We start from the raw sequence: 15,415 nt of genomic DNA, 5'->3' as shown, positions 1-15,415 counted from the left end.
TTTCTATTTCAATTTTTCTTTTACGACTTGCAATTGACGTTTTATGCTTGCATCAATTGTTTTGTTATTGGCAGAGATGACAAAGCCGCCAATCAAGCTGCTGTCCAATTCTTCCTTGAGCGAGCGGACTTTTAGGCCCATCTTCTGCTCAATAATCGGTCGAATCTTTTCCTTCTGACTGGCTGTCAAAGGCTGAACAGAGCGCAGCGTCACCTCAAACTCATTGCTGATCTTTTCAAGCTGGTGCTGACTCTCCAGCAAAATCTCATAAAAGAGGTCCTCACGATGATTGAGAATGACGATTTCAATCAGATTATCAAGCAGCTGAGAGCCTGAGTTTTGAAAGAGTCGCAGACTCTTTTCTTTCTCGTGGTCACTGATGCCGATATGTGACAAAAAGTCAGCAAGGCCGGTCTCCGCGAAAACAGCCTTAATCTGACTAAGTTTTTCAAAAACATCTTCTTGCTGAGCTTTTTCAAAGACCGTCTGAACAAAAGGCAAAGCATATTTCTCAATGATTGCATATTGCTTCTTATCCATCAGGCATCTCCTAACTGTTTGATATAGCGATCAATGAGCTCGCTCTGAGCTTCCTTATCCAGCTCCTGACTCAAAATCTTACTAGCCAGAGTCACTGTCAAGTCAGCCACTTCTCCTTTGATGCTGCTCATAGTCTCTGCCTTATTTTGGGCAATTTCCTGATTGGCTTTAGCCTTCAGACGTCCTGCTTCTTCTGCTGCATCAGCTAGGATTCCAGCCTTGTTCTTTTCAGCTGTCTCCTTAGCAGTCTCAACGATAGAAACTGCTTCGACCCGACTACCTGCCAGAGCTTCCTCGCGCTTTTGCGCCAAGTCTTCAGCTTTCTTACGGGCCGATTCCGCACCGTCAATATCGTCTGAAATCTTTTGAGCACGCTGATCTAAAATCCCGATAATATTGCCCCAAGCAAACTTCTTAATGAGAAATACTAAAAGAAGAAAGGAGCCGGCACTCAAGATAAAGTTGCCAATAATTTCACCTACGGTTATATTCATTTTATCTATCCTTTCTTTTTATTCTACCTCACCATTAATTTTTTTACCAAGATACATAGATGTTAGCATGGTAAAAACATAGGCTTGGATACAGGAAATAAAGATGGAAAAACCAGTCCAAACCATGTTCATAATAAAGGCAATCGGATACCAATACGCCGCTTGATGTGCCCAAGTCAAGAGCAAACCAGCCAATACTTCACCTGCAAAAATGTTTCCATAAATCCGCAAGGCTAGAGAAGCAAAATTGGTAAATTCTTCCAAGATATTCATGGGTGTCATGATACCCGGAGTCACAAAACCTTTTAGATATCCTTTTATCCCTTGACGTCGAACTCCTTCAACATGACAGAAAATCGTCACCAAAAGAGAGAAGCCCAGGTCAAAAGCGAGATTGGCTGTCGGCGATGTCCAGAGATTAAAGCCATTGGTTGTCTGAACCTTAGCCATCAATCCCAAGTTATTCGCCACAGCCACGAAAAGAAAGAGGGAGAATAGAAAAAGCGAGTAATTCTTCATATAATGCTCGCCAACGTTTCCCTTGGTAAAATCAATGACAAAATCATAGATATATTCCAAAGCATTCTGCTTTCTTGACGGCTTAATCGTCATCTTTCGACTTGCCCAATAAACAAGTCCAAAAGTTACAAACACCGTCAGCAGAGTCATGGCCAGCAGGGTCAAATCAAAGGTCACAGGACCGACATTGATAGTTGGATTGATACTTTCTTCCAACAGATGACACCCCCTTTTCTAAAGAGAATTCTTTCTTATTTGATAACAAAGGCCATAGCCAGCGTTACAAAGAAAGTACCTTCGACAAAGGCAATTCCCAAGATTAGGAGGCTTCTCAATTGACCAATCATTTCTGGCTGACGAGACGCTGCCTTAAATAAATTACTCATAATCAAACCTTCAGCAATTGATACGCCAAAGCAGGCAAAACAAAGTCCTAAATATGTTAAATTCATGATGACTTCTCCTTAATATTTTTTAATTACTTCCTTAGTTTACTCCTAAAATATCGAATAGTCAATCTTTTACACACTTGTAAGCGTTTTTTGTTTTTTTCTTTTGTTATATAAAATTTTTTACCAAAATCAATTGAATAATTATCAACATACAAACTATTCTGCTATATAAATAAGAAGAAACTGTCTAGAATTTTACTTATTTCCTATATTTTTAAAAGAAAAAAGAGCAAAGCGATTATTTGCTCTTGATTTTTCTATAGTTATGGATGGCTGACAATCAGCTGCAAATCTCCAGACAAGGTCCATTCTGTGATGTCGCTTGGCAGGATGAAATGGTCCCCTTTTTCGAGCGGGTAAACAGCTCCATCAACTTCTAGCTCACCGATACCTTCCAAGACACTGACCAAGCTATAGTCTGCTGTCTTTTTAAAATTGACTGAACCGGCAATATCCCACTTGTAAACAGCAAAGAAGTCATTGGCCACCAAAAGAGTAGAAGTCAAACTATCTGCCTGAATGGTAACAGGACGGCTATTGGCTGGCTCACCGATAGTCAAAACATCAATAGACTGCTCCAAATGCAGCTCGCGAAGATTGCCAGCATCGTCCTTACGATCAAAGTCATAGACACGATAGGTTGTGTCACTGGACTGCTGGGTCTCCAAAATCAGAATACCTGATCCAATGGCATGCATGGTGCCACTTGGTACATAGAAGAAATCGCCAGCTTTTACTGGAATTTTAGTCAGGAGACGGTCCCAGTCCTTGCTCTCAATCTGCTGGCGCAGCTCTTCCTTGCTCTTGGCATTGTGGCCATAAATAATCTCTGCTCCTTCATCTGCAGCTATGACATACCAGCATTCAGTCTTACCAAGCTCCCCTTCATGCTCTAGTCCATAAGCATCATCAGGATGGACCTGAACGCTGAGCCAGTCATTGGCATCTAAAATCTTAGTCAAAAGCGGAAAGACAGGTTCCGAACGATTGCCAAAAAGTTCACGGTGCTCGGCATAGAGCGCATCTAACTTCTGGCCGGCAAATCGTCCGTTCTTGACGGTTGACACACCATTGGGATGAGCCGAGATAGCCCAGTACTCCCCTACATAGTCGCTGGGAATTTCATAGCCAAAGACATCGTGCAGCTTGGTGCCGCCCCAGATCTTTTCCTGCATCACAGACTGTAGAAATAATGGTTCTGACATAGTATTCTCCTTAAATATTTTTTACATCCAGCAAGGAATAGCCCTTGGTGTCGAAACGGTTGTTGCTGCTTCTATTATAATATAGCTGGAGGTTCTTTGTCTACTCTCTGCCGAAAACAGGTCCTTTATAATAAAAAGAGTAAAGCTCCCCAGCAAATGCCGCAAAGATAGCCAATCAGCACATCCTTTGGATAGTGCACTCCGCCAATCACGCGCACTGCGGCCAGCCCTGCTGAAAGCAAGAGGCAGAGGAGTCCCGGCAACCAGAAAAAGTAGAGTAGGCACATAGAAATCACTGTCGCCGAAAAGACATGGCGGCTGGGCATGGACTTGCCTGATGTATCCTTTGCAAGCAAAGGCTGAATAGCCCATTTTTCGTAAGGGCGTGCTTGATTCAGCCGTTTACGAATAGCTGATAACAGACCAAATCCGATAGCTGGCAGGAAGAAAAAAGCAAGCAGCCCTTTCCAGCCTTCCGTCAGAAAGGCACTGATTAGAACGAGACCATAAATAATAGGTATGAACAGGGTCATTCCCCTATTAAAGTAAACCAGCCCTTTCAGCCACTGAGGGCGACTGCGAAAAGGAGCCGTTAATTGTTGATAAAAAATCGTGTAGTCTTTCATGCTTTCTTACCCTGCTTTTCTAAAAGTTGGACTCTCATACTTTCTCTACTATAGCATATTTCTAGACAAGATGGTAGATGGATAGCAAAAGAGACTGAGACCCCAGCCCCAATCTCTTATTGTTCATGTTTTCTGAAGAGTATTATTTCTCCAAGTTCCAGATTTCCTTGGCATATTGCTCAATGGTATCGTCTGAGGTAAACTTGTCAGATGTAGCGATATTAATCAAGCTCATGCGGGCCCATTTTTCTTTGTCACGATAGAGAGCATCAATCTTCTCTTGAGCTTCTACATAGGAGTGGAAGTCTTCCAAGAGGAAGTATTCGTCATTGTGGGTGATGAGGGCTTCGTAGATTTCAGAGCCTTCTTCACGAACATTTGGAATGGTGCCGTTGACAAAGGTATCGACCACTCGGCGAATATCTGGATTGCTTTCATAGACACCTCGTGAGTAATAATCATGGCGGGCATAGTGCTCGTAAACTTGGTCCTTGTCCATCCCGAAAATAACAATGTTGTCGTCACCGACCTCGTCCTTGATTTCGATATTGGCTCCGTCCAATGTAGCCAGAGTAATGGCACCTGTCATCATGAACTTCATGTTGGAAGTACCAGAAGCCTCCTTGGAAGCCAGAGAAATCTGCTCTGATACATCTGCCGCAGGAATGATGAGCTCAGCTAGACTGACCCGGTAGTTTTCCAAGAAGACAACCTTGAGTTTGCCTTGCAGGCTTTCATCCTTGTTGACCAGATTGGCTACTTCATTGATCAGCTTGATAACCGACTTAGCAAAGTGGTAGCCTGGAGCAGCCTTGGCACCGAAGATAAAGACGCGTGGCACCATATCCTTATCAGGATTGTCCTTGAGGTCCCAGTAGAGCTTGATGATATGAAGCAGGTTAAGAAGCTGACGCTTGTAGGCGTGGAGACGTTTCACCTGCACATCAAAGATGGCTTCTGTAGAAACTTCTACTCCTGTTGATTCCTTGATGAAGTCAGCCAGACGAGCCTTGGCTTCTTGCTTCACTCGATAAAAATCGCCCAGCACTTGCTGATTGTCCTTGAATTCCAAAAGCTTACGCAATTCATGGATATCACTTCTCCAGCCCTTACCAATTAGCTTATCAATCTCAGCTGATAAAGGCTCATCCGCAATCTGCAGCCAGCGGCGCTGGATAATTCCGTTGGTTTTGTTATTAAACTTCTCTGGGTAAATGCTGTAGAAATCACGCAAGGTGTCTTCTTTGAGCAGTTCGGTGTGGAGTTTAGCAACACCATTGATTGAATGACCACCGATGATAGCCAAGTGAGCCATGTGGATTTGATTGTCCTTGACGATCCGAGTGTTTTCGATGACTTGCGGATCAAGGCTGCGTCCAGCCATTTCAGCCACATAGCGGTTGTCAATTTCTAGGATAATCTGATAAACCCGTGGCAGGACATTCTTAAAGAGCTCTGCATCCCATTTTTCCAAGGCTTCAGACAAAATGGTATGGTTGGTGTAGCTCATGGTTTTAACCGTGGCATTCCAAGCATCTGCCCATTCCAGGTCGTACTCATCCACCAAGAGACGCATAAACTCAGCCGGTGCGACAGCTGGGTGGGTATCGTTGATATGGACAGAGACCTTCTCATGAATATCCTTGAGCGGGCGACCTTGCTTGAGGTAGGATTTGATAATGGTCTGCAGACCTGCACTGGTCATAAAGTATTCCTGGATCAAGCGCAGCTCTTTTCCTTCGTAGCTAGAGTCGTCTGGATAGAGAATGGCAGTGATGTCTTGCACCCGGCGACGAGCTTCAATGGTCGGATAGTCCAGTTCATACTCCTCTGGAATTTCAACATCCCAAAGCCGGAGATTATTGACATTATCATTGCCAAAGCCAATCTGCGGCACATCGTAAGGAACGGCCCGCAAGGTTTTGGAATTCTCATAAAGTGGCACGATCCGGCCCTTTTCATTAGCATGGAGGGAAACATTTCCGAAGATTTTAACATCGACAATATCATGGTCCTTACGGGTCTCCCAGACATTGCCCAGACTGCCAAACCAAGCATCAGGAATTTCTACCTGATAGCCATCTACGATGCGTTGCTTAAAGAGTCCATAGCGATAGCGAATCCCATTTCCAAATCCTGGATAGCCAGTGGTTGCCAGCGAGTCCATAAAGGCAGCCGCCAAGCGGCCCAGACCGCCATTGCCCAAGGCCATGTCATACTCCGCATTCTTGACATCTTCAAAGTCAACGCCCAACTCGGCAAAGCCCTCCTTGACCATATCGAGGATACCTAAGTTGAGCAGATTGGTTTCCAGCATGCGTCCTGGAAGAAACTCGATAGAAAAGTAATAAGCTGTCTTTTGCTGCTGCTCAATCAACTGATTGCGGCGCTCCAGCCACAGGGGCGTGATATACTTGCGGACAGTGCTGGCCAAAGCCTGAAAAAGCTCCACTGAAGTCGCATCAGCAACCTTAATCAGCTGTCTTTCATGTAGAATATCCTTAAAATCTCGAATAAAACGTTCTTTTGTTAGTTCCATAGTCGATGGTTATCTCCCTTTCTTAATAGCGGGAAGCAGATTTAAACGTAGAAATACTTTTTTCAATCAAGATGGGAAGCACTCACTTCAGCCACAAGCTGAAAACAGGGCTCCAACACAGTATGATAATATATAAAAATGTAATTCTCACGGAAATCCTCCCTTGTCCCATGGGCAAGAGAGGATTTGCTTATACTGATTCCAAAGTAAATGTTATAGAAGTGATTGATATAAATCACTGTAAGCCTTGCTGGCTGTATCCCAAGAGAAGTCTCTCTCCATCGCCTGCTCTTGCAGAGATTTCCAAGCTTCCTTGTCATCGGCATAAAGCCTGAGTGCTTCCTTGAAGGTCCAAGTCAGCCAGTAGCCAGAAAAGTTATTGAAGCTAAAGCCAGTTCCCTGTCCTGTATAGACATTGTAAGGCTCGACGGTATCACGCAGACCGCCCACTTCATGCACCAAAGGCAGGGTTCCGTAGCGCATAGCCATCATTTGTGACAGGCCACAAGGTTCGAAACGGCTTGGCATGAGGAAAATATCGCTGGCAGCGTAAATCTCCTGAGCCAAGGTTACATCAAAGAGAATGTTGGCTGAAAGCTTATCAGGGTAGGCATGGCCAAACCAAGCGAAAGCCTGCTCAAAAGCTGGATCGCCTGTTCCCAAGAGGATAATCTGCACATCTTCCTGGAGGAGATTGTGCAGCTCTTCCACTACCAAGTCAAAGCCTTTTTGACGGGTCAGACGGGAAACAATCCCAACTACTGGCACATCATCACGCACAGGCAGACCAACTCGCTCTTGCAAAGCCCGCTTGTTTTCTAGTTTACCAGATAAGTCAGATTTGTCAAAGTGATGGGCTAATAGCGAATCCGTTTCTGGATTATAGATATCTGTATCTATACCGTTGACAATTCCGACCAGCTTACCAGACTCCATCCGCAGGATTTGATCCAAATTACAGCCAAATTCTGGTGTACGAATTTCGCCTGCATAGCTTGGTGATACAGTTGTCACTCGATCAGCATATAGAATACCAGCCTTCATCCAGTTGAGACAGTCATTCCAACGCAGGGTTCCGTCTGCATAGCGCTCATAGCCTACTCCAAATAGTTCCCAAAGCATGCTGTCAGGGAATTGACCTTGGAATTCCAAATTATGAATGGTCAAGACGGTTTTGATATTCTGATATGCTTGAATCCAATGGTATTTTTCCTTAACCAAGAAAGGAATCATAGCTGTATGATAATCGTGAACATGCAGAACATCCGGAATGAAATCAATCCGCTCCATCAGCTCTACGGCTGCTAACTGGAAGTAAGCAAAGCGCTCACCATCATCAAAATCCCCGTAAACATGGCCGCGGAAGAAATAATGCTGATTGTCAATAAAATAGAAGGACACACCGTTCAAGACCAGTCGCTTGACCCCAACGTATTGGCGACGCCAGCCAACACTGACTTCAAAGTAGAAAAGGTCTTCCACTTGGTCGCCAAATTTGGCATGGGTCATGTCATAGTAAGGCAGAATGACACCAACTTCATGGCCAGCCTTGACCAGTGATTTTGGGAGAGCGCCGATAACGTCTCCCAAACCACCTGTCTTAGAAAATGGGGCTCCTTCTGCTGCTGCAAATAAAATCTTCATCGAATTATGTCCTCTGTAACTTTTTGGCCCTTCTTGACTACGATTGGGTCTTCTGCTGTTCCGCGAATCACCACTCCTTCGCCAATTTCAACACCCTTGTCCACAATCGCGTACTCGACAGTTGCATTTTCTCCAACTTTCACTCGAGGGAAGAGAACACTGTGTTTGACACTGCTTCCAGTCTTAATCTTGGTATTCCGTGAAATCACAGAATTGATGACTTCACCTTCCACAATGCTTCCTGACGCAAACTGGGAGCGAGATACTTTTGAAGACTCAGCATAGTAAGTTGGCTCTTCATTCTTAACCTTGGTGTAAATCTTTTGGTTCGGACTGAAGAGAGAGTAAAATTTCTTACTTTCCAGCATATCGATATTGGATCTGTAGTAGGTCTCTACAGAATAGATATTAGCCAGATAGCCTGTATATTCGTAGGCAAATGCCCCTTCCTGAGTCGCTAAATCACGCAGGACATAACGCAGTTTTTGTGGATGCTCTTTCTTAGCTTCTTCTTCCAGCTTTTCAATCAGCCAAGGAGTATCCACTACAAAGATATCTGTAGACATATTGAAGAGCTCAGCATCTTCTCGGCCATCAAAGAGTTTATGCCCTCTGACATGGTCTGTTTCGTCAATATCCAGAACAGCATTCACATCTGAGATATTTTCCTTATGCAATTTCTTGTAGACAACTGTAATCGGCTGCTCTGTTGTATTATGCAAGTGGAAAACTTGATTGAGGTCAATATTAACCAAGATATCACAGTTAAGTGCAACAGTTTGGTTGGAACCAGAACGTTTGAGGTAGGTCAAAAGCTGCTTATAGTATTCCTCACCGACTGTAGAGCTTTCTACACGAGTATTGTAGATTCCCAGGTAATAGTGGCTAAGCAAGGTAGACAGACCCCACTCACGACCCGAACGAATATGGTCAAAGACAGAGCTGATATTGTCCTGCTGGAAGATACCAAAGACACTGCGGATACCAGCATTGGCAAGACTTGAAAGCGGGAAGTCAATCAAGCGGTATTTCCCACCGAATGGCAAGCTGGCTACTGGACGATGATTTGTCAGAGTTGACATATCATGGAAGCCGACTGTGTTTCCTAAAATTGCTGAGTATTTATCAATCTTCATCTTTTGGTACCCCCACTTTCTCGTTGTATCCAACAACATATACTTCCTCTGTACCATCAATCTCTACACCATCAGAGATGATAGCACCTTCGCCGATAATGGCCCGCTTGATCTTAGCGTCTTTGCCAATAACAGCTCCACTCATGATAACAGAGTCTTCAATAACTGCGCCCTTTTTGACTTGAGCACCAGTAGAAAGAATAGAGTGTTTTACTGTACCGTCAACGAAACAGCCATCAACGACCAGCGAGTCTTCCACGTGGGAATTTTCACTGATGAAGTTTGGCGGAGAAATCAAGTTGCGAGAATAAATCTTCCAGCGACGATTGCGGCTATCCAGAGCATTTTCTGGGCTGATGTATTCCATGTTGGCTTCCCAGAGAGACTCTACTGTACCAACGTCTTTCCAATAGCCTGCAAAGTCATAAGCATAAACGCTTTCGCCAGATTCTAGGTAGTTAGGGATAACATTCTTACCAAAGTCAGACATATCCACATTGCTCTTTTCAGCAGCTACCAGCATATTGCGCAGACGCTGCCAGTCAAAGATATAAATCCCCATAGAAGCCTTGGTTGACTTAGGTTTTTCTGGTTTTTCTTCAAATTCAACAATCCGATTATTAGCATCTGTATTCATGATACCAAAACGGCTGGCTTCTTTGAGAGGCACATCCAAAACAGCAACTGTCAGGCTGGCATTGTTGTCCTTGTGAGATTGAAGCATATCATCATAGTCCATCTTGTAGATATGGTCCCCAGACAAAATCAGGACATACTCAGGATTGATACTGTCGATATAGTCAATATTTTGATAAATCGCATGGCTGGTACCTTCAAACCAACGATTTCCTTCGCTCGCAGAATAAGGCTGAAGAATGGACACGCCCGAGTTAATACCATCGAGCCCCCAGCTAGAACCATTTCCGATATGACTGTTCAGAGCTAGTGGTTGGTATTGAGTAATGACACCGACATTGTGAATACCGGAGTTGGCACAGTTAGACAAGGCGAAGTCAATAATACGATAGCGGCCGCCAAACTGTACCGCAGGTTTTGCGATACTCTGTGTGAGCTTTCCAAGACGAGTTCCTTGCCCGCCGGCAAGAATCAAAGCTAGCATTTCATTCTTCATAGACTATTACTCCTTTGTGGAATCTTTTTTAACATTTTTTCGAGCAATCCGACGCTTGATCTTCCAGATGCTGGCTCCAAGAGCTGGCAACGTAAAGGTCAAGGTCTGTGGATAATCTTTCCAAAGTCCTTCTTGAGACTGAACTGTTTCGTTATGTTCCTTCCAAACACCTCCCCATTCTTCTAATTCAGTGTTCCATACTTCTTCATAAATGGCTTCCACTGGAACACCAATGGTAAAGTTCTTCCGCTCTACCGGCGCCATATTGAATACACAAACTAACATATCTCCTTTTTCCGTCTTACGGATGAAGGAGAGGACACTTTGATCGGTATTATCCGCATCAATGATTTCGATGCCATCGTAGCTCAAATCAATTTCCCAAAGCGGACGATTGTCTTTATAGAAGGCATTGAGTGCAGCAGTGAAGCCCTGCATCTTTTTGTTCATCTGATCGTCCAGATTAGACCATTCTAGCTGCTCTTCTGACTTCCATTCTAGGAACTGACCAAATTCTGAGCCCATAAAGAGCAGTTTCTTGCCCGGATGGCAGATTTGGTAGGTCAGCAAGTTGCGGAGCCCTGCAAATTGATTGTAACGGTCACCCCACATCTTATGCATGAGACTCTTCTTGCCGTGAACCACTTCATCATGCGAGAATGGCAGGAGGAAGTTTTCAGAGAAAGCGTACATAAAGCTGAAGGTCACTAGATTAAAATCGTACTTACGATAAATCGGATCTTCCTCGTAGAAGCGAAGGATATCATTCATCCAGCCCATATTCCACTTGTAGTCAAATCCAAGACCACCCAGCTCTCTCATGCCAGTAATCTTGGTCTCTGAGGAGCTTTCCTCTGCAATCATCATGACATCAGGATGGGCTAGTTTGATAACCGTATTGAGGCGCTGCAGGAAGTAATAGCCTTCATAGTTACGATTGCCGCCATCTTTATTTGGCTGCCATGGACCGCTGTCATAGTCTAGATAGAGCATATTGCTGACAGCATCAACCCGAATTCCGTCCAGATGATAAAAATCAATCCAGAATTTAATGCTGGAAATCAAGAAAGACTGAACCTGATTCTTGCCCAAATCAAAGTTGAGAGCACCCCATCCATAGTTATGGGCCCTATCGTGGTCCTGATACTCGAAAGTCGGTGTCCCATCATAGTAGGCTAAAGCATCATCATTAATAGTGAAATGACCCGGTACCCAGTCCACAATGACACCGATATTGTTCAAGTGACATTCTTCGACAAAGTCCTGAAACTCCTCAGGCGTGCCATAGGTGTGCTCAAAGGCAAAGTAGCCCATGAGTTGATAGCCCCAGCTAAGTCCCAGCGGGTGAGCCATAAGCGGCATGAATTCCACATGCGTGTAGTTCATCTCCACCAGATACGGAATCAAGTCTTCTTTTAACTGGGCAAAGCTATAAGGACTGCCGTCTTCATTGCGTTTCCACGAACCAGCATGCACTTCATAGATATTGACCGGCCGAGAGAAGAAGCCCCAGCGCTTCCGGCGTGCCAGCCAAAGACCGTCTTTCCACTTCTTCTCAGGAATAGTGCGAATGACTGCTCCCGTGCCCGGACGCTCTTCCAGATAAATAGCCAGCGGATCAATTTTCAAAATTTCCTGACCACTGCTGCGCTTGATATTGTACTTGTATATATCACCTTCCTTAGGCAGCTCCGTGAAGACTTCCCAAACGCCCGCTTCATTTCGGACCATAGGAATCTGCTCTTCATACCAATTGGTGAAATCTCCAATCAAATGGACACTCTGAGCATTAGGCGCCCAAACGCGGAAAGAGTAGCCAGACTTGCCGTCCACTTCATCCTGATGCGCCCCTAGATAATGCTGCAAATGAAAGTTTTCACCTGTTGTAAAGGTTCTTAATGCTTCGTTCTTATCCATGTAATCACCTTTCTATTTGTAAGCGTTTTCTATAATACTATTCTACATTATTTTTATCTCTTTTTCAAGTAAATTTCAAATATCCTTACGGAAAATCACTAAAACCGAACATTAGCTAAAATTAGTAATAAATGAGAGAGAAAACACTGCATTTTGTGCCTCTAAGTATGTTTTTATTCCTTTTTCGCTAAATATAGGAGCTATCCAAAACAAGAAAAAGATGAAAATTTTCATAAAGATATAGACCAATATGTAAATTTACATTTTAAAATAATAAGCAATTAAACATATAAATGCTTGATTCTTTTCAAATCATGAGGTAATCTTATTAGATTTACAAGTTCATCAATGTAAGAAAAAAGGCCGCACAAAGCCGCCTTTCTCATTATTTCACATCAAACACGATGGATTTCACTTGTGTCATCGCTTCGATACTGTAACGAATCCCTTGCACTCCTGCTCCAGATCCCTTAACTCCAAGGAATGGGAAGTTATCTGGACCACGTTGGGTCTTATTATTGATATGTACAGTACCCACTTCCAGTTTCTCAGCAATTTCAAATGCTTTAGGGAAATCATTTGTAAAGACTGAAGATTGAAGACCAAACTCTGACTGGTTACAGATCTGAATAGCCTCTTCAACGGAAGTCACACGAATAATCGGAAGAACAGGACCAAATGGCTCTTCCCAAGCTAATTTCATATCCAGTGTCACATGGTCAAACAAGGCAGGCCAGATGAGATTTGCTTCACGTTTGATTTCTGTCAAGGCTGACGCTCCCTTTTCCTGAGCATCTTCAATCAAGCCCCAGATGAAATCTGCTGATGCATTATCAATGACTGGTGTGATATCCGCATTATCAAAGGGATCCCCAACCGTCAGTTTCTCTACCTCTGCCTTAATCAGCGCCGCTAATTTGTCTGCTACGCTCTCCATGACAATGACACGTTTAATAGCCGTACAGCGCTGGCCAGAATAACTGTATGCCCCGCCAACAATCTGCTTAGCTGCATGCTCCAAGTCAGCATCTTCCAGCACAACTGCAGCATCCTTACCACCCAATTCTAACATAATTGGACGCATACCAGCTAACTTCCCGATGCGCTCACCGATTGGGGTGGAGCCAGTAAAGTTAATGTAGTTTACTTCCTTATGCTCAATGATGTAATCCCCGATTTCTGAACCACGTCCTGTGATGGTATTGAAAACTCCAGCAGGCAGACCAGCCTCAGCAAAAGCTTGAGCCAGGAGCAGACCAGAAATTGAACCTTGAGTAGGTGGCTTAAACATCACGACGTTTCCGCCGATAAGGGCAGGAGCAATTTTGGAACCAGACAGGTTGACTGGGTAGTTAAATGGCGCAATGGCCAGTACAACTCCTACAGGCTCACGACGAACCACAGCCAGTTTTTTCTTACTGGCAGCTTCAAAGCCGCCACCTTCCATAACCTGACCGTGAATACGAATGCCTTCTTCAGCCGCATAGCGAATCAAGTCTGCTGTCCGGACTACCTCTCCGACTGCCGCTTTGATCCCCTTGGCAACTTCTTTTGCAAGAATTTCGCCAATCTTCTCCTGATCGCGCTCCAAAATATCCGCAACCTTATGCAAATAAGCTGCACGTTCAACTGCTGAAAGAGCTCGCCAAGCTGGCAAAGCCGCACGAGCGCTTGCCATCGCATAGTCAACCTCTGCCTGAGTCATGGCAGGCACAGTTCCTAAAATCTCATTGTTGATAGGAGATGAGATGGTAATTTCATTTTCAGAAACTTTCCACTCTCCATTTATATAGTTTTTATATTGTGTCACTTGTCCCCTCCAAAATGTTATTAAATATTATTTTACCAAATTTTCTGAAAATTTCAACCAAAAGTTATAAATTTAAAGAATTTTTTCACAATTAAGATAGATTGTCTAAGTTTGTTCATATTATATCTGATTATTTCTATTTTCTTTGATTTCAACTTTCTGAACAAACTTCACTATGCCTTTGAAGAAAACTAAAAAAGACCAGGAAAAACTCCCTGATCTTAATTTTCAGATTAATCGAAGTCCAGATATTCTTTTTCAAGCTCAAGAACTTCTTCCATCGTTGCACATTCAGTCAGTGCACGCTGAGCCAGTTCTTCCATCTTCTTCGTATCCAGCTTCTTCATGAGGCTACGAGTCCGAAGGACAGAAGTCGCACTCATAGAGAATTCATCCAAGCCCATACCTACGAGCAATGGCACCGCTGTTTGGTCGCCGGCCATTTCTCCACACATACCCGCCCACTTGCCTTCAGCATGAGCTGCTTTGATAACATTGTTAATCAAGCGAAGGATAGATGGGTTGTAAGGTTGATAGAGGTAAGAGACTTGCTCATTCATCCGGTCAGCTGCCATAGTGTACTGGATCAAGTCGTTGGTACCGATAGAGAAGAAGTCTACTTCCTTGGCAAATTGATCCGCCAACATAGCTGCTGCTGGGATTTCAATCATAATCCCCACTTGGATATTGTCTGCTACTGCAACGCCTTCAGCTTGCAGCTTAGCTTTTTCTTCGTCATAAACCGCTTTAGCTTTACGGAATTCTGTCAGAAGGGCTACCATTGGGAACATGATGCGCAATTGTCCATGTACAGAAGCACGCAAGAGAGCGCGGATTTGTGTACGGAACATAGCATCACCAGTTTCCGAGATAGAGATACGCAAAGCACGGAAACCAAGGAATGGGTTCATTTCGTGTGGCATATCAAAGTAAGGAAGTTCCTTATCTCCACCAATGTCCATTGTACGAACAACTACTGGTTTTCCATTCATTCCTTCAAGCACAGCCTTGTATGCTTCATACTGCTCATCTTCTGTCGGGAAGTCTTGAGAATCCATGTAAAGGAACTCAGTCCGGTAAAGCCCAACTGCTTCTGCACCGTTAGCATTGACACCTTCAACGTCTTTTGGCGTACCGATATTGGCTGCCAATTCGAAGTGCTTGCCATCTGCAGTCACAGTCTGAGCATCTTTAAGCAATTCCCATTCAGCTTTTTGCTTAGCATAAGCCTCACCAGCTGCTTTAAATGCTGCGATTTGTTCTTCAGTTGGGTTGATAATCACTTCACCAGTGATACCGTTAGCTGCGATCACATCGCCGTCTTTTACAAGTTCAGTAATGTTATTAGTTCCCAATACTGCTGCGATTTCAAGCGTACGTGCCATGATAGCAGAGTGGCTT

The 15,415-nt window shown here is 44.0% G+C and carries 13 protein-coding genes; all 13 read right to left on the bottom strand.

Annotation, left to right across the window (positions count from 1 at the left end; translation table 11 throughout):
- Window positions 1-3: 3 nt before the first annotated feature.
- Complete coding sequence (locus HMPREF1150_RS04225) at window positions 4-540, bottom strand: F0F1 ATP synthase subunit delta (RefSeq protein ID WP_002915582.1); 537 nt, start codon at window positions 538-540, stop codon at window positions 4-6.
- Window positions 540-1,034, bottom strand: coding sequence for a F0F1 ATP synthase subunit B (gene atpF / locus HMPREF1150_RS04230; protein ID WP_009659995.1), 495 nt, complete (start codon window positions 1,032-1,034; stop codon window positions 540-542). The genes HMPREF1150_RS04225 and atpF overlap by 1 nt, the downstream gene beginning before the upstream one ends.
- A gap of 18 nt (window positions 1,035-1,052) precedes the next feature.
- A complete protein-coding gene (atpB, locus tag HMPREF1150_RS04235) occupies window positions 1,053-1,769 on the bottom strand; it encodes a F0F1 ATP synthase subunit A (protein ID WP_002897906.1) in 717 nt (238 codons plus the stop codon).
- 35 nt (window positions 1,770-1,804) lie between these two features.
- The gene (locus HMPREF1150_RS04240; protein WP_002897908.1) at window positions 1,805-2,005 is read right to left on the bottom strand and encodes a F0F1 ATP synthase subunit C; all 201 of its coding nucleotides are present in this window, start codon (window positions 2,003-2,005) and stop codon (window positions 1,805-1,807) included.
- A 263-nt stretch (window positions 2,006-2,268) separates the two neighbouring features.
- Complete coding sequence (gene manA, locus HMPREF1150_RS04245) at window positions 2,269-3,210, bottom strand: mannose-6-phosphate isomerase, class I (RefSeq protein ID WP_009659992.1); 942 nt, start codon at window positions 3,208-3,210, stop codon at window positions 2,269-2,271.
- A gap of 125 nt (window positions 3,211-3,335) precedes the next feature.
- Window positions 3,336-3,836, bottom strand: coding sequence for a phosphatase PAP2 family protein (locus HMPREF1150_RS04250; RefSeq protein ID WP_009660002.1), 501 nt, complete (start codon window positions 3,834-3,836; stop codon window positions 3,336-3,338).
- A gap of 142 nt (window positions 3,837-3,978) precedes the next feature.
- Window positions 3,979-6,375 carry a glycogen/starch/alpha-glucan phosphorylase gene (locus HMPREF1150_RS04255; protein ID WP_009659998.1) on the bottom strand — a complete coding sequence of 799 codons (2,397 nt, stop codon included), beginning with the start codon at window positions 6,373-6,375 and terminating at the stop codon, window positions 3,979-3,981.
- A 213-nt stretch (window positions 6,376-6,588) separates the two neighbouring features.
- Window positions 6,589-8,019: a glycogen synthase GlgA gene (gene glgA, locus HMPREF1150_RS04260; protein ID WP_009660010.1), complete on the bottom strand. Its 1,431-nt coding sequence runs from the start codon at window positions 8,017-8,019 to the stop codon at window positions 6,589-6,591.
- Window positions 8,016-9,155, bottom strand: a complete 1,140-nt coding sequence (gene glgD, locus HMPREF1150_RS04265; RefSeq protein ID WP_002896012.1) for a glucose-1-phosphate adenylyltransferase subunit GlgD — start codon at window positions 9,153-9,155, stop codon at window positions 8,016-8,018. The genes glgA and glgD overlap by 4 nt, the downstream gene beginning before the upstream one ends.
- Window positions 9,145-10,287, bottom strand: coding sequence for a glucose-1-phosphate adenylyltransferase (locus HMPREF1150_RS04270; protein WP_009660014.1), 1,143 nt, complete (start codon window positions 10,285-10,287; stop codon window positions 9,145-9,147). Before HMPREF1150_RS04270 ends, glgD begins: the two co-directional genes overlap by 11 nt.
- A gap of 6 nt (window positions 10,288-10,293) precedes the next feature.
- Complete coding sequence (gene glgB, locus HMPREF1150_RS04275) at window positions 10,294-12,204, bottom strand: 1,4-alpha-glucan branching protein GlgB (RefSeq protein WP_002902694.1); 1,911 nt, start codon at window positions 12,202-12,204, stop codon at window positions 10,294-10,296.
- Window positions 12,205-12,589: 385 nt separating this feature from the next.
- On the bottom strand, window positions 12,590-14,014 hold the full coding sequence (locus HMPREF1150_RS04280; protein ID WP_002910196.1) for an NADP-dependent glyceraldehyde-3-phosphate dehydrogenase: 1,425 nt from the start codon (window positions 14,012-14,014) through the stop codon (window positions 12,590-12,592).
- 233 nt (window positions 14,015-14,247) lie between these two features.
- Window positions 14,248-15,415, bottom strand: a 1,168-nt coding sequence (gene ptsP, locus HMPREF1150_RS04285) for a phosphoenolpyruvate--protein phosphotransferase (protein WP_032905543.1), incomplete at its 5' end; no start/stop codon positions are given.

It is taken from the genome of Streptococcus sp. AS14, from assembly GCF_000286495.1.
Lineage (GTDB): Bacteria > Bacillota > Bacilli > Lactobacillales > Streptococcaceae > Streptococcus > Streptococcus sanguinis_P.
The sequence above is the reverse complement of the archived record's forward strand: the minus strand, read 5'-3'. Positions and strand labels throughout refer to the sequence as shown.

What these genes read in the sequence shown, in the direction of transcription:
- atpF (WP_009659995.1), bottom strand. Translation starts at nt 1,034, where the DNA reads ATGAATATAACCGTAGGTGAAATTATTGGCAACTTTATCTTGAGTGCC.
- glgD (WP_002896012.1), bottom strand. Translation starts at nt 9,155, where the DNA reads ATGAAGATTGATAAATACTCAGCAATTTTAGGAAACACAGTCGGCTTC.
- HMPREF1150_RS04240 (WP_002897908.1), bottom strand. Translation starts at nt 2,005, where the DNA reads ATGAATTTAACATATTTAGGACTTTGTTTTGCCTGCTTTGGCGTATCA.
- glgA (WP_009660010.1), bottom strand. Translation starts at nt 8,019, where the DNA reads ATGAAGATTTTATTTGCAGCAGCAGAAGGAGCCCCATTTTCTAAGACA.
- HMPREF1150_RS04250 (WP_009660002.1), bottom strand. Translation starts at nt 3,836, where the DNA reads ATGAAAGACTACACGATTTTTTATCAACAATTAACGGCTCCTTTTCGC.
- glgB (WP_002902694.1), bottom strand. Translation starts at nt 12,204, where the DNA reads ATGGATAAGAACGAAGCATTAAGAACCTTTACAACAGGTGAAAACTTT.
- manA (WP_009659992.1), bottom strand. Translation starts at nt 3,210, where the DNA reads ATGTCAGAACCATTATTTCTACAGTCTGTGATGCAGGAAAAGATCTGG.
- HMPREF1150_RS04255 (WP_009659998.1), bottom strand. Translation starts at nt 6,375, where the DNA reads ATGGAACTAACAAAAGAACGTTTTATTCGAGATTTTAAGGATATTCTA.
- HMPREF1150_RS04270 (WP_009660014.1), bottom strand. Translation starts at nt 10,287, where the DNA reads ATGAAGAATGAAATGCTAGCTTTGATTCTTGCCGGCGGGCAAGGAACT.
- HMPREF1150_RS04225 (WP_002915582.1), bottom strand. Translation starts at nt 540, where the DNA reads ATGGATAAGAAGCAATATGCAATCATTGAGAAATATGCTTTGCCTTTT.